Annotated in this window: 6 protein-coding genes and 4 rRNA genes; 7 read left to right on the top strand and 3 right to left on the bottom strand. The window is 43.7% G+C overall.

Annotated elements, in window-relative coordinates; genetic code table 11:
* The first annotated feature begins 539 nt into the window (after positions 1 to 539).
* From PARC_RS13880 to glsB, 5 genes are all read left to right on the top strand, one after another.
* Positions 540 to 2,075 (top strand): 16S ribosomal RNA (locus PARC_RS13880).
* A 300-nt stretch (positions 2,076 to 2,375) separates the two neighbouring features.
* Positions 2,376 to 5,266: ribosomal RNA gene (locus PARC_RS13875) — 23S ribosomal RNA — on the top strand.
* Between the two features lie 212 nt (positions 5,267 to 5,478).
* A 5S ribosomal RNA gene (gene rrf / locus PARC_RS13870) occupies positions 5,479 to 5,593 on the top strand.
* A 63-nt stretch (positions 5,594 to 5,656) separates the two neighbouring features.
* Positions 5,657 to 5,771: ribosomal RNA gene (rrf, locus tag PARC_RS13865) — 5S ribosomal RNA — on the top strand.
* The 16S, 23S and 5S rRNA genes sit together here, the layout of an rRNA operon.
* An 844-nt stretch (positions 5,772 to 6,615) precedes the next feature.
* Positions 6,616 to 7,539, top strand: coding sequence for a glutaminase B (gene glsB, locus PARC_RS13860; RefSeq protein WP_010554382.1), 924 nt, complete (start codon positions 6,616 to 6,618; stop codon positions 7,537 to 7,539).
* Between the two features lie 37 nt (positions 7,540 to 7,576).
* Here glsB and PARC_RS13855 read toward each other — a convergent pair whose 3' ends face one another.
* The gene (locus PARC_RS13855; RefSeq protein ID WP_010554383.1) at positions 7,577 to 8,881 is read right to left on the bottom strand and encodes an inosine/guanosine kinase; all 1,305 of its coding nucleotides are present in this window, start codon (positions 8,879 to 8,881) and stop codon (positions 7,577 to 7,579) included.
* Positions 8,882 to 9,059: 178 nt separating this feature from the next.
* Here PARC_RS13855 and tadA point away from each other — a divergent pair, with 178 nt between their 5' ends.
* Positions 9,060 to 9,575 carry a tRNA adenosine(34) deaminase TadA gene (tadA, locus tag PARC_RS13850; RefSeq protein ID WP_010554384.1) on the top strand — a complete coding sequence of 172 codons (516 nt, stop codon included), beginning with the start codon at positions 9,060 to 9,062 and terminating at the stop codon, positions 9,573 to 9,575.
* A gap of 2 nt (positions 9,576 to 9,577) precedes the next feature.
* On the opposite strand, the gene PARC_RS21640 is transcribed toward tadA, so the two are convergent.
* Entirely contained in the window at positions 9,578 to 9,745 is a 168-nt protein-coding gene (locus tag PARC_RS21640) for a hypothetical protein (protein WP_007584688.1), read from the bottom strand.
* A gap of 163 nt (positions 9,746 to 9,908) precedes the next feature.
* Positions 9,909 to 11,429 (bottom strand): membrane-bound lytic murein transglycosylase MltF, encoded by a 1,521-nt coding sequence (gene mltF, locus PARC_RS13845; protein ID WP_010554385.1) that lies wholly within the window; start codon positions 11,427 to 11,429, stop codon positions 9,909 to 9,911.
* A gap of 211 nt (positions 11,430 to 11,640) precedes the next feature.
* Between mltF and purL the strand changes: the two genes are divergently transcribed.
* Entirely contained in the window at positions 11,641 to 15,531 is a 3,891-nt protein-coding gene (purL, locus tag PARC_RS13840) for a phosphoribosylformylglycinamidine synthase (protein WP_010554386.1), read from the top strand.
* Positions 15,532 to 15,650 lie beyond the last annotated feature (119 nt).

Here is a 15,650-nt window from a genome sequence, read left to right as displayed (position 1 = left end):
TGGTTTAGCTATGTAAAAACAAGAGTTATCAACAGTTTTTTGTGGGTAACTTGTGCTTATCATGTGTGCTTGCTTGGGGCTTAATTTTAATTACTATTTTATGCAAATAACGCTTGCGTAAAATCCGCCGCTCCCTATAATGCGACCCCACTGAGACGGGAAACGCCAACGCATAGCGAGGCACGAACTACTCAGAGAGTTAAATAAAACTTCGGTTTTAAATCTTCTAAAAAGAAAGTTTAAAACTAAGTGTTGACTCGAAAAATAAAGGGTGTATTATTCGCATCCCTTGAGACGCTAAAGCGACTCAAAACGTTCTTTAAAAATATAAAGCAATCATCTGTGTGGGCACTCGTACAGATTGAGTTCTAACAGCCAACCTACTTAGGTAGCGAGGCAAACAAATTAGAGTCTCAATTGAAAACTGAGTGACCAACAGAATAGTTATTTCGGTAATTATTCGGCACAGTCAATTCAATATCGAAAGATATTAAAATAAATTCAGAATTCATTGAGCTGTCGAAAGACATAAAACTTTTTAATTGAAGAGTTTGATCATGGCTCAGATTGAACGCTGGCGGCAGGCCTAACACATGCAAGTCGAGCGGTAACAGAAAGTAGCTTGCTACTTTGCTGACGAGCGGCGGACGGGTGAGTAATGCTTGGGAACATGCCTTGAGGTGGGGGACAACAGTTGGAAACGACTGCTAATACCGCATAATGTCTACGGACCAAAGGGGGCTTCGGCTCTCGCCTTTAGATTGGCCCAAGTGGGATTAGCTAGTTGGTGAGGTAATGGCTCACCAAGGCGACGATCCCTAGCTGGTTTGAGAGGATGATCAGCCACACTGGGACTGAGACACGGCCCAGACTCCTACGGGAGGCAGCAGTGGGGAATATTGCACAATGGGCGCAAGCCTGATGCAGCCATGCCGCGTGTGTGAAGAAGGCCTTCGGGTTGTAAAGCACTTTCAGTCAGGAGGAAAGGTTAACGGTTAATACCCGTTAGCTGTGACGTTACTGACAGAAGAAGCACCGGCTAACTCCGTGCCAGCAGCCGCGGTAATACGGAGGGTGCGAGCGTTAATCGGAATTACTGGGCGTAAAGCGTACGCAGGCGGTTTGTTAAGCGAGATGTGAAAGCCCCGGGCTCAACCTGGGAACTGCATTTCGAACTGGCAAACTAGAGTGTGATAGAGGGTGGTAGAATTTCAGGTGTAGCGGTGAAATGCGTAGAGATCTGAAGGAATACCGATGGCGAAGGCAGCCACCTGGGTCAACACTGACGCTCATGTACGAAAGCGTGGGGAGCAAACGGGATTAGATACCCCGGTAGTCCACGCCGTAAACGATGTCTACTAGAAGCTCGGAGCCTCGGTTCTGTTTTTCAAAGCTAACGCATTAAGTAGACCGCCTGGGGAGTACGGCCGCAAGGTTAAAACTCAAATGAATTGACGGGGGCCCGCACAAGCGGTGGAGCATGTGGTTTAATTCGATGCAACGCGAAGAACCTTACCTACACTTGACATACAGAGAACTTACCAGAGATGGTTTGGTGCCTTCGGGAACTCTGATACAGGTGCTGCATGGCTGTCGTCAGCTCGTGTTGTGAGATGTTGGGTTAAGTCCCGCAACGAGCGCAACCCCTATCCTTAGTTGCTAGCAGGTAATGCTGAGAACTCTAAGGAGACTGCCGGTGATAAACCGGAGGAAGGTGGGGACGACGTCAAGTCATCATGGCCCTTACGTGTAGGGCTACACACGTGCTACAATGGCGCATACAGAGTGCTGCGAACTCGCGAGAGTAAGCGAATCACTTAAAGTGCGTCGTAGTCCGGATTGGAGTCTGCAACTCGACTCCATGAAGTCGGAATCGCTAGTAATCGCGTATCAGAATGACGCGGTGAATACGTTCCCGGGCCTTGTACACACCGCCCGTCACACCATGGGAGTGGGTTGCTCCAGAAGTAGATAGTCTAACCCTCGGGAGGACGTTTACCACGGAGTGATTCATGACTGGGGTGAAGTCGTAACAAGGTAGCCCTAGGGGAACCTGGGGCTGGATCACCTCCTTATACGATTTAGAACTTATTTGTTCGTAGTGTCCACACAGATGATTGTTAATTAGTGCGTGTCCTTCGGGATAACTAATTAATATGCTCTTTAAAAATTTGGAAAAGCTGATAATAAAATTCTGATGAATAACATTGTTATTTATCAAGAGTTTTCAAAAGTAAAAAAAGAATGGTAGCAGTACCATTCAGTGCCATTTAGTTAACTCTTATGAGTTGATTGATTGGTATCTACTTTAGTATTCAATATTGACTTCTGGCGAAGTTAAACTGTCACAAAACAAAGACCCGTTTGGGTTGTATGGTTAAGTGACTAAGCGTACACGGTGGATGCCTTGGCAGTTGGAGGCGATGAAGGACGTATTAACTTGCGATAAGCTTAGTCAAGCTAGTAAAAAGCGCTTGAGACTAAGATTTCCGAATGGGGAAACCCACCTGCTTGCAGGTATCGTTAACTGAATACATAGGTTAACGAGGCGAACGCGGAGAACTGAAACATCTAAGTACCCGTAGGAAAAGAAATCAACCGAGATTCCGAAAGTAGCGGCGAGCGAAATCGGAACAGCCCTTAAGCTTATTATGTGTTAATGGAAGGCTGCTGGAAAGCGCCACGATACAGGGTGATAGTCCCGTACATGAAAAGACATTTTAAGTGAAATCGAGTAGGTCGGAGCACGTGAAACTTTGACTGAATATAGGTGGACCATCATCTAAGGCTAAATACTCCCAACTGACCGATAGTGAACCAGTACCGTGAGGGAAAGGCGAAAAGAACCCCTGTGAGGGGAGTGAAATAGAACCTGAAACCGTGTACGTACAAGCAGTAGGAGCCCACTTGTTGGGTGACTGCGTACCTTTTGTATAATGGGTCAGCGACTTATATTTTGTAGCGAGGTTAACCGAATAGGGTAGCCGTAGGGAAACCGAGTCTTAACTGGGCGAATAGTTGCAAGGTATAGACCCGAAACCCGGTGATCTAGCCATGGGCAGGTTGAAGGTTGAGTAACATCAACTGGAGGACCGAACCCACTAACGTTGAAAAGTTAGGGGATGACCTGTGGCTAGGAGTGAAAGGCTAATCAAACCGGGAGATAGCTGGTTCTCCCCGAAATCTATTTAGGTAGAGCCTCGGACGAATACTTACGGGGGTAGAGCACTGTTAAGGCTAGGGGGTCATCCCGACTTACCAACCCTTTGCAAACTCCGAATACCGTAAAGTAATATCCGGGAGACACACGGCGGGTGCTAACGTCCGTCGTGAAGAGGGAAACAACCCAGACCGCCAGCTAAGGTCCCAAAGTCATAGTTAAGTGGGAAACGATGTGGAAAGGCCCAGACAGCCAGGAGGTTGGCTTAGAAGCAGCCATCCTTTAAAGAAAGCGTAATAGCTCACTGGTCGAGTCGGTCTGCGCGGAAGATGTAACGGGGCTAAACTATGCACCGAAGCTGCGGATTCAGAATTTATTCTGAGTGGTAGGGGAGCGTTCTGTAAGCCGTTGAAGGTGTACCGGGAGGTATGCTGGAGGTATCAGAAGTGCGAATGCTGACATGAGTAACGATAATGGGAGTGAAAAACTCCCACGCCGGAAGACCAAGGGTTCCTATCCCATGTTAATCAGGGTAGGGTAAGTCGACCCCTAAGGCGAGGCCGAAAGGCGTAGTCGATGGGAAACAGATTAATATTTCTGTACTCGATATAATTGCGATGGGGGGACGGAGCAGGCTAAGCAAGCATAGCGTTGGTAGTCTATGTGAAAGTGAGTAGGGCGTTTGTTTAGGTAAATCCGGACAAACATTAAACCTGAGACACGAGACGAGTCACTACGGTGATGAAGTTGCTGATGCCATACTTCCAGGAAAAGCCTCTAAGCTTCAGATTATATGGAATCGTACCCCAAACCGACACAGGTGGTCAGGTAGAGAATACTAAGGCGCTTGAGAGAACTCGGGTGAAGGAACTAGGCAAAATCGTACCGTAACTTCGGGAGAAGGTACGCTCCTATCTGTGATGAGACTTGCTCTCTAAGCGGACGGGAGCCGCAGTGACCAGGTGGCTGGGACTGTTTATTAAAAACACAGCACTGTGCAAAATCGCAAGATGACGTATACGGTGTGACACCTGCCCGGTGCCGGAAGGTTAATTGATGGGGTTATCCTTAGGGAGAAGCTCTTGATCGAAGCCCCGGTAAACGGCGGCCGTAACTATAACGGTCCTAAGGTAGCGAAATTCCTTGTCGGGTAAGTTCCGACCTGCACGAATGGTGTAACCATGGCCACGCTGTCTCCACCCGAGACTCAGTGAAATTGAAATCGCAGTGAAGATGCTGTGTACCCGCGGCTAGACGGAAAGACCCCGTGAACCTTTACTACAGCTTGGCACTGAACATTGAACCTACATGTGTAGGATAGGTGGGAGACTTTGAAGCAGCGACGCTAGTTGTTGTGGAGTCAACCTTGAAATACCACCCTTGTAGTTTTGATGTTCTAACGTTGGCCCCTGAATCGGGGTTACGGACAGTGCCTGGTGGGTAGTTTGACTGGGGCGGTCTCCTCCTAAAGAGTAACGGAGGAGCACGAAGGTTGGCTAAGTACGGTCGGACATCGTACGGTTAGTGTAATGGTAGAAGCCAGCTTAACTGCGAGACAGACACGTCGAGCAGGTACGAAAGTAGGTCATAGTGATCCGGTGGTTCTGAATGGAAGGGCCATCGCTCAACGGATAAAAGGTACTCCGGGGATAACAGGCTGATACCGCCCAAGAGTTCATATCGACGGCGGTGTTTGGCACCTCGATGTCGGCTCATCACATCCTGGGGCTGAAGTCGGTCCCAAGGGTATGGCTGTTCGCCATTTAAAGTGGTACGCGAGCTGGGTTTAGAACGTCGTGAGACAGTTCGGTCCCTATCTGCCGTGGGCGTTTGAGAATTGAGAGGGGTTGCTCCTAGTACGAGAGGACCGGAGTGAACGAACCGCTGGTGTTCGGGTTGTCATGCCAATGGCATTGCCCGGTAGCTACGTTCGGAACTGATAAGCGCTGAAAGCATCTAAGCGCGAAGCAGGCCTCGAGATGAGTTCTCACTAGACTTTTAAAGTCTCTGAAGGGCCGTTGAAGACTACAACGTTGATAGGCAAGATGTGGAAGTGGTGTGAGCCATTAAGCTAACTTGTACTAATTACCCGTGAGGCTTAACCATACAACGCCAAACGCGTTTTATGTGATAGTGAAACAAGCGAAGAAGTTAATATGACTAAAGTAGATATTACTTAAGAAAGACTTAAAAAATATTATCAGATATTTTCCAAATTCAAGAGGTGACTCTTAGCGCGTAGCGTTAAAGTTGAGGCACCTTGCGCAAAGAAAATGGTAGCACTACGTGCTTGTCATTGATTCTTTGCACCTAATTTGCTTGGTGACAATAGCGTTTTGGACCCACCTGACTCCATGCCGAACTCAGTAGTGAAACGAAACAGCGCCGATGATAGTGTAGCATTTGCTATGTGAAAGTAGGACATTACCAGGCTTCAAATTCAGTCGAAGGACTTTAATCTTAATAATTAAAAACAAGAAAATTGAAAAGAATTTTCTTGGTGACAATAGCGTTTTGGACCCACCTGATTCCATGCCGAACTCAGTAGTGAAACGAAACAGCGCCGATGATAGTGTAGCATTTGCTATGTGAAAGTAGGACATTACCAGGATTTAATTAAGAGAAACCCGTTACAGCAATGTGACGGGTTTTTTGCTATTTTAAATTAGTAAAACATTGCGCACTTAGAGATGACACGGTTAATAATAGTGTAGCATTTGCTATGTGACTCTCTATCGCTGTGGGCAATACGACATTACCAGGATTTAATTAAGAGAAACCCGTTACAGCAATGTAACGGGTTTTTTGCTTTTTGAAATTAGTAAAACTCTGCACGCTAAGAGACGACACGATTAATAATAGTGTAGCATTTGCTATGTGACTCTCTACTGCTGTGGGCACTACGACATTGCCAGGATTTAATTAAGAGAAACCCGTTACAGTAATGTAACGGGTTTTTTGCTTTTTGAAATTAGTAAAACTCTGCATACTAAGAGACGATACGATTAATAATAGTGTAGTATTTGCTATGTGACTCTCTACCTCTGTGGGCACTACGACATCCTACTGCGTAGCGCACCGACTTCACATTGTAGAGCGCTCGAATTTAAGATTCGGGCTTTTTATGTCTGCAGAAAAGTGAAAAACACGCAATTAACACACACTCACATCAACACCTATCACGTAGGTCGGGCGAGCGTAGCGACTCCCGACACTAAAATCATAAAAATCTCCGCTCGACAATGAGTTCGTAGCATTTGCACTGTGACTCTCCACCGCAGTGGGCATCATGACATTACCAGGATTTAATTAAGAGAAACCAGATACAGTAATGTGACGTTTTTTTCTATTTAAATTTAGTAAAATCTCACCGTTAAATTCGACAACAAAACTAGGTGCACCTAATAGCGCGTGTTAAAATCCAATTCTTATGAATGACGATATAGAGGTCTAGATTGCCTACAGCTGATTACCAAAAGGTGCTTGATGAAATAGCACATGAAGTACGTCCTTTATTATCACAAGGGAAAGTAGCTGATTATATACCGGCGCTTGCCGAGGTTGATCCGGAACAATTTTCTATCGCTATTTATACAACTGATGGTGAAACTGTGTGCGCAGGGGATTGTTCTCAACGCTTCACTATTCAATCAGTTTCTAAAGTTATGACACTTACTATGGCACTACAGCGTTATGGTGATGAACTTTGGCATAGAGTCGGAAAGGAACCCTCAGGTACAGCCTTTAACTCGCTTACACAGCTTGAATTTGAAAAGGGGATTCCTCGTAACCCATTCATCAATGCAGGCGCAATTGTAACGTGTGATGCATTATACAGCCGCTTATCTGCGCCAATGCATTCTATGCTCGAAACCTTCAGGTTATTAGCTGGTAATAGAGGCGTAGTAATTGATAAAAAAGTCGCTAATTCAGAGTATGAGTTCAGGCACCGAAATGCTGCGATGGCGCATTTGATGAAATCGTTTGGTAATTTTGAAAACGAAGTAGATGATGTTTTGTGGGCTTACTTTAACTTTTGCTCTATTGAGCTCAACTGTATTGAATTAGCAAAAGCTTATAATTTTTTAGCTAATAAAGGTGTTGATTATAGCTCTGGTAAACGCGTTTTAAGTAGTCGTCAGAATAAACAGCTTAATTCGCTTTTATTCACGAGTGGTTTATATGATGCTGCGGGGGATTTTGGTTACAGAGTGGGTATGCCTGGTAAGTCGGGAGTATCAGGAACTATTTTAGCTGTACTACCAAATAAGTTTACAGTGGCTGTTTATTCACCGGGGCTTAATTCGTTTGGTAATTCGGTTGCAGGAATTGCAGCGCTCGAGCTGTTATCTAAAAAACTCGATATTTCTATTTTTTAGGTAAACAAAAGGGAGCAATAATTGCTCCCTTTGTAATTTATTGTTCCCAGTAAACCTGCTCTAAACAATCTTCACGTTCAGGTAAGCCACGAGATAAACGCGGAGAGTGTTGAACTAATACTTCATAACTCGCTCGGTTAGCATATTTACTAATTTGCGATAGTGACGAGTAAGTAATAGCTTGTTGCTGATGCTTAGCTGAGTTTGCCACATTAAGTTTATGATAAACATTCGCTGACAAATCATGTAGTACAGCCGCAAGTGCGCAATCACCTGCACCATTGGTGTTTTTGATTGAATCAGGTCCCCCCATAAATGGGGCCGTATGACTATATGCTCTGATAGGTTCATCACACTCATCTTTACGCATAGCTCGTGAGAATTCGTAACGGTTAAAATCAGGTATGGCGCCTGGTAGTAACGGGTATTCGGTTTCACGCTTTAAGCTTTCGTCTACGTAGCCGGCCATAAATAAGCCTTTTTCGCCAGCGGTACAAATAACTAAGTCTACCCAATCAAGTGCTTTATCAGCAGCTAGAAGAGGATCTTCAAAACCTGTAATAGCTAAACCTTCTTCTTCGTTCATAGCAAGAATATCAACATGCTTTTCAACAAAGTTTGCCCACCAAGTAGGGTCTTGCTCAATTAAGAACTTAGTACCGAGTGTAAGCACAACTGGCACACCTGCGTCATTAGCGTATTTTACCGCTTGCATAGTGGCTTCAGTCATTGTTTCGCTACCTTGAGTACGCATAAGATAGGCACTAATCACTAACGCTGATGAATTCTCAATAAGGTCTTTATCGATAGATTCAGGACGTAAGTGATTCATTAGGCCTGCACTTATTGCAAAAGTACGCTCACCGGTTTCATCAATTAATGTAAAACAACGACCTACAGGCCCATCAACTGGTTGAAGGTAGTTTAAGTCTACACGGCTTGAGGTATTACATAAAAAACGGTAAGCGTAGCTACCTATTTTTATATTTTCGCTCATTACGCCTAATAAAACTGAGCGATCATCTGCAAGTACAGAGTAGTTGTGCATAGTGTTACCAATGGTTCCACCGGCAAACTCAAAATCAACCATATTGTTTAATTTTAAACGATCGTATAAGGCGTTTGTTGTATCGCTATCAATAACTTGCGACATCCCTCTACGTAGTTGAAATTCGTCAAGGAAAGCTTGATCAACTTTTGCCTCTATATCAACAACGATCTGATCGATACCCGTAATATAACTACGTTGTAATCGCTCTGTTGCGTTAAGTTGATTGGTAAGTGGATCTTTGGCTTCCACTGGAAAATAATGTTTATGCCTGCGGCGTCCAGGAAATTTCATTTGCTACCCGTGTTGTGAGCTAAATAAAAAAAGCGTGAGATTATAGCGTAAATCAGCACTAGTGAGCCATTACAAACGGGTAAATATTGTTTTATTTTTGGAATAAAGTAATGAATGGCGCACTTTAGAGTGCTAACTAGGTATAATTACAGCATAAAAGGTTATTTAAGTAGAAATAATGAACGAACCATTTGATGATTCCTACTGGATGGAACAAGCGCTTTTGTATGCAAAGCAAGCAGAGCTGCTTGATGAAATTCCGGTTGGAGCAATTGTAGTCAAAGATAACCAGCTAGTTTCAGTCGGGTATAACCGCTCAATAACGGATAATGACCCATCTGCCCATGCCGAAATGATTGCAGTGCGAGAAGCTGGAAAAGTCCTTAACAATTACCGCTTAATTGATTGCACCTTATACGTAACGTTAGAGCCTTGTTCTATGTGTGCGGGATTGTTAGTGCATAGCAGAATAAAGCGTTTAGTATTTGGAGCAGTCGATGCTAAAACAGGGTCTGCAGGTTCAATTATGAATTTATTACAAGAGCCTAAGTTAAATCATCAAGTTGAGGTGTGCGGTGGTGTTTTGGCACAGCAGTGCGGGGATACTATTTCGAATTTTTTTAAACGTAGAAGAGCGCAAATTAAAGCAGCTAAGAAAGCTGCTCGTGATGATCAAATAAATAAGCCTAACTAGAGTTAACTAGCGATTGGCTCTATTTCTGATTCAGCCATTTGCTGCATAGCAAACATTCGGCGACGCCAGATGATTTTTTTGTGTAGTTTTCGCAACATAACACGACGACGTGTGGCCGTTGAATAAATGACATTGCGTTTTAATCTTTGTGTGCGTCTACGTTTTAGCATGTTTTCTCCTAATGCAAGAGTGAGAAAGGCACGGGTATATCTTATAAAATAATGATATACAATTAACACACATTAGTGATCATTTGGTGACAAGTAAACAGATATTTGATTTACTTAAATTTTGCTTACTGACATGCTCAATAAACGGGTACTTATATTAATCTTAGCTATTGTTTTCACTCGACTGCTCGGGCTCGATTATAGGTTGTTGTTTTTCTGTTTGAGCTTCATCTGCCTTACTTTTTACTTCACTTTTCACTTCACTTTTTTCGTTTAGCTTTAGCTCAGTATCAGTGCTCAGCTCTGTAATTGGTTCTGGCTCAGGCTCTGCAGCAATGGCATTATTTTCATCTAGCCAAACAAGTGCATCGTAATAACGACGAATATTATCAACATATTTAACAGCTACATCGCCTCGGGCATAACCGTAGCGAGTTTTACGGTAATAGCGCTTTTTAATTAATAGCGGTAGGCGTTTTTTTACATCAGCCCACTTATCGGGACTTGCGCCTTGCTGTTCGGTAATTATACGTGCGTCGTTAACGTGCCCCCAACCTACATTGTATCCGGCCAAAGCAAGCCATGTGCGGTCGGGTTGCGGGATACGGTCAGGAATACGTTTAATAAGCTTGCTTAAGTATTTAGCGCCACCACGAATGTTTTGCTCTGGTTCTAACCGGTTAGTAACACCTACTTGTTTGGCTGTACTGCGAGTTAGCATCATGATGCCGCGCACACCTGTTGGTGATTTAGCGCGAGGATTCCACATAGATTCTTGATAGCTTAGTGCCGCTAATAACCGCCAGTCAAGGCTACCTGCATATTGTTCAAACCATGGCTGGTATGTTGGTAAGGTTTCTTTAATTGCTTCGATATAAGCAAGGGTATTTACATAGTTAAATTGGCGTACGTGACCAAAGTATTTTTCTTCAAGTACATAGAGCTGGTTACTTTGCTTAACGTCACCAAAAAATGGCACCAGCAACGCATATAAAGAGTCGTCTTTAGATTTATTAAGTATCCATGCAATCGGGTCGTTATGGCTAACTGAAAAACCAATGCTTAAATTTGGGTGATAACGGCGAAACAGCGATAGCGTGTGCGTATCAGCGAGTGTGTAATCTATCTCGCCATCAATAACTGCTTGAAGTAGTTCTTCTTCATCAAACTCTTCGCTTTCTATCCAAGTGAGATCTGGATTGTTCTTCTTCATTTTTTGTAGAGTAAGCGAGTGGCTACTTTTAGCTATAACAGTAAAGTTGCCATCTAAATCGTCAAATTCTCGAGGACGAACGCGCCCTTGTTTATAAACTAACTTTTGGCTGATTGTTCTGTAAGTTGGTCCGTAACGGTATTGCTCTGCACGGGTTTTATTATAGGTAAGTCCTGACGCTATTAAGTCTAAATCACCGCTTTCAAGGCGTTCAAACATATCAGATAAGTTAAAGAAAGGGACTATTTCAAGCTCTACACCTAAATATTCAGCGAAGGCTTGTGATAACTCATATTCAAAGCCTTGCTCACCTTGAACAGCTTGATAATAATTACTAGCACTGGCAAGGGTACCCACACGTATTTTATTGTGTTCTTTTATTTGGGCGAGTTGAGTTGGCTGCTCTTGCATATCGCATGCACATAACAGCATAACTAAAGTAATGATTATTATTAGTTTTTCTTTGAACATTGAGTGCCCCTTAAGCTCGCCAGTCACCGTTATAGCAAAACTAAGCCATCGCGTCACTTTACCTTTTATTTTATTAACCAAAAGAGGCTATAAATAAAGCTAAAAAGTTAATTTTATGAAAAGCGTAATTTTGAGTTAAATCTGAATGCTAATTGGACTATAATGCGTGCCTAAAATATCGTTCAATCCCTAACCCCGGATGAAATTACCTATGTTGATCCTTCGTGGTGCACCAGCACTGTCAGAGTTCAGAGTTAATAAAATTTTAGCGCGTTGCCAACAATCGCAACTTCCAGTCACTAACGTATACGCCGAGTATGCTCACTTTGCCGATTTAACATCGCCGTTGAGTAGCTCCGAGCAAACCAAGCTTGAAAAACTATTAACTTACGGTCCAACTATTGCTGAGCATACCCCAGCTGGCAAACTTGTACTTGTTACACCTCGCCCAGGTACCATTTCACCTTGGGCATCTAAAGCAACCGATATTGCCCATAACTGTGGTTTAAAACAGGTTCACCGTGTTGAACGCGGTATTGCTTATTATGTTGAAGGTGACTTAAACGCAGAACAACTTGCACAAGTAATTGCGTTATTACACGACCGTATGACCGAAGCCACGCATAGTGAGCTTGAAGATGCTGCACAACTGTTTCGCAGTGATGCACCGCGCCAAATGTCGTCTGTTGATATTTTAGGTGGCGGACGCGAAGCATTAGCAATAGCCAATGTTGAGCAAGGTTTTGCCCTTGCTGATGACGAAATAGATTACTTGGTAGAAAACTTTATAAAGTTAGGACGTAACCCTAACGACATCGAATTGTTTATGTTTGCACAAGCAAACTCAGAGCATTGTCGCCATAAAATATTTAATGCTGACTGGACAATCGATGGAAAAGAGCAGCCAAAATCGCTGTTTAAAATGATTAAAAATACGTTTGAGTTAAATCCTGAAAATGTATTGTCGGCGTATAAAGATAACGCGGCAGTAATGAAAGGCTCAAAAGCGGGTCGCTTCTTCCCAAATGCGCAAGGTGAATATGCGTATCATCAAGAAGACATTGAAATACTAATGAAAGTTGAAACGCATAACCACCCAACAGCTATTGCCCCATTCTCAGGTGCGGCTACAGGCTCTGGTGGTGAGATTCGCGATGAAGGCGCAACTGGTCGTGGCTCTAAGCCAAAAGCAGGTTTAGTTGGCTTTACTGTATCAAACTTACGTATTCCAGGTTACGAGCAACCATGGGAAAGCGATTTTGGTAAGCCGAGTCGTATTGTTAACGCGCTTGATATAATGACAGAGGGACCACTAGGTGGCGCTGCATTTAATAATGAGTTTGGTCGTCCTAACTTATTAGGCTACTTCCGTACTTACGAAGAAAAAGTAACAAGCCATAATGGCGAAGAAGTACGTGGTTACCATAAACCAATTATGCTTGCCGGTGGTTTAGGTAATATTCGCTCTGATCATGTTCAAAAAGGCGATATTCCTGTTGGCGCTAAATTAATTGCGCTAGGTGGACCTGCAATGAACATTGGTTTAGGCGGTGGTGCTGCATCAAGCATGGCTTCAGGTCAATCAAACGAAGATTTAGATTTTGCTTCAGTACAACGCGAAAACCCAGAAATGGAACGTCGTTGCCAAGAAGTTATCGATAAATGCTGGCAGCTAGGTGACGAAAACCCAATTGCATTCATCCACGATGTAGGTGCTGGCGGTTTATCAAATGCGTTCCCTGAGCTTGTTAATGATGGCGGACGTGGTGGTAAGTTCCAATTACGTAGCATTCCTAACGATGAGCCAGGCATGGCACCACACGAAATTTGGTGTAATGAATCACAAGAGCGTTATGTACTCGCTGTTGGCGTAGAGGACTTTGACCGCTTTGAAGCAATTTGTAAGCGTGAACGTGCCCAGTACGCTGTTATTGGTGAAGCAACCGCTGAACCTCACTTAACAGTGTCAGACAGCCACTTTGAAAATAACCCTGTTGATTTACCGCTGGACGTATTATTAGGTAAAGCACCTAAAATGCACCGCGATGTAACGTCAAAGCAAGTTGTTGGTAAAGCGCTTGATACTACATTAATAAATGCAGCAGATGCAGCGCAGCGCTTAATGCGTTTACCTGCCATTGCAGAAAAAACATTCCTAATAACAATCGGCGATCGCTCAGTTACGGGTTTAGTAGCGCGCGATCAAATGGTCGGTCCTTGGCAAGTGCCTGTTGCTAACTGTGCAGTAACTGCGGCAACGTATGATACTTACCACGGTGAAGCTATGTCACTCGGTGAGCGTACTCCTGCAGCATTACTTAATTACGGTGCATCTGCTCGTTTAGCTGTAGCTGAGTCGTTAACTAATATTGCCTGTGCAAACATCGGTAGCCTTGAAAACATTAAGTTATCGGCAAACTGGATGGCAGCAGCGGGTCACCCAGGTGAAGATGCTGGTTTATATGAAGCTGTTAAAGCCGTAGGCGAAGAGCTTTGCCCTGCGCTTGGTTTAACTATTCCAGTGGGTAAAGATTCTATGTCGATGAAAACGACATGGAAAGATGAAGGTGACTCACAAGAGAAATCAGTAACATCGCCGCTTTCACTGGTTATAACTGCATTTGGTCGTGTTGACGACGTACGCAAAACAGTAACGCCACAACTGCGCACAGATAAAGGCGATACATCGCTTATATTAGTTGATTTAGGTGCGGGTAAAAACCGCATGGGCGCATCAAGCCTTGCACAAGTTTATAAGCAATTGGGTGATGTAACACCTGATGTTGATAACCCAGAGTTATTAAAAGGCTTTTATAACGCAATGCAAGCGCTTGTGGCTGATAGTAAGTTACTTGCTTATCATGACCGCTCAGACGGTGGTTTATTTACCACGGTTGCTGAAATGGCGTTTACAGGTCATACCGGTGTAACGGTTGATTTAGCTGGTTTAACAGGCTCTGACATTGAAGCGCTTTATAACGAAGAGCTAGGTGCGGTAATTCAAGTTGCAAATGCTGATTTAGATGCAGTAAATGCGGTGTTTGAACAACATGGTATAGCAGCAATTAGCCACAACATTGGCACGCTTAACAGTGACGATACAATTATATTTAACCGTGGCGAAAATACGGTACTTAATCATACGCGTACTGAGCTTCGTACTATTTGGGCTGAAACAACGTATCAAATGCAAGCACGCCGTGATAACCCTGAGTGTGCTAAGCAGGAGTTTGATGCTAAATTTGATGCAAAAGATCCAGGCTTAAACGTAAAACTAAACTTTGATTTAAACGAAGATATAGCTGCACCATACATTGCAACCGGCGCTAAACCGCAAATGGCTATTTTACGTGAGCAGGGTGTTAACTCTCATTTAGAAATGGCGGCAGCGTTTAATCGCGCAGGTTTTGCAGCCGTTGATGTACACATGAGCGATATTTTAGAAGGTCGTTTAACACTAGAGCAATTTAAAGGTTTAGTGGCTTGTGGTGGTTTCTCATACGGTGACGTACTTGGTGCGGGTGAAGGTTGGGCTAAGTCTATTTTGTTTAACGACATGGCACGCGATCAGTTCCAAAACTTCTTCCACCGTGAAGATACCTTTAGCTTAGGTGTATGTAACGGTTGCCAAATGTTATCAACGTTAAAAGAGTTGATCCCTGGTACTGAACATTGGCCGCGCTTTGTAACTAATAAATCAGAGCGTTTTGAAGCACGCTTTAGTTTAGTTGAAATACAAGAGAATCCGTCTGTGTTCTTTAACGGAATGGCTGGATCGCGTATGCCTATAGCGGTTTCTCATGGTGAAGGTCATGCTGAGTTTGCAAACGATGCAGCCACTAAAGCGGCGCTTAATAGCGGCACTGTAGCGGTTAAGTTTGTAGATAACTACGGTAACCCTACAACGCAGTACCCAGCTAACCCTAATGGTTCTCCAGAAGGTATTACAGGTATTACGTCAACTGATGGTCGCGCCACTGTAATGATGCCGCATCCAGAACGTGTATTCAGAAGCGTTGCCAACTCTTGGCATCCTGATGAGTGGGTCGAGGATAGCCCGTGGATGCGTATGTTCCGTAACGCACGTAAAAACGTAGGTTAATTACATTTGCGTTTATACAAGTTAGATTCATAATCTTACTGTAAAATAAAAAAGGCTGCATTGTGCAGCCTTTTTTGATTAGTATAGTTTTAGCTAAAAGCACAAAGCATTTAAGGATA

The organism is Pseudoalteromonas arctica A 37-1-2 (assembly GCF_000238395.3).
GTDB classification, from domain to species: Bacteria; Pseudomonadota; Gammaproteobacteria; order Enterobacterales; family Alteromonadaceae; genus Pseudoalteromonas; species Pseudoalteromonas arctica.
This window is presented reverse-complemented; position numbering and strand designations above follow the sequence as displayed.

What these genes read in the sequence shown, in the direction of transcription:
- PARC_RS13855 (WP_010554383.1), bottom strand. Translation starts at nt 8,881, where the DNA reads ATGAAATTTCCTGGACGCCGCAGGCATAAACATTATTTTCCAGTGGAA.
- tadA (WP_010554384.1), top strand. Translation starts at nt 9,060, where the DNA reads ATGAACGAACCATTTGATGATTCCTACTGGATGGAACAAGCGCTTTTG.
- PARC_RS21640 (WP_007584688.1), bottom strand. Translation starts at nt 9,745, where the DNA reads ATGCTAAAACGTAGACGCACACAAAGATTAAAACGCAATGTCATTTAT.
- mltF (WP_010554385.1), bottom strand. Translation starts at nt 11,429, where the DNA reads ATGTTCAAAGAAAAACTAATAATAATCATTACTTTAGTTATGCTGTTA.
- purL (WP_010554386.1), top strand. Translation starts at nt 11,641, where the DNA reads ATGTTGATCCTTCGTGGTGCACCAGCACTGTCAGAGTTCAGAGTTAAT.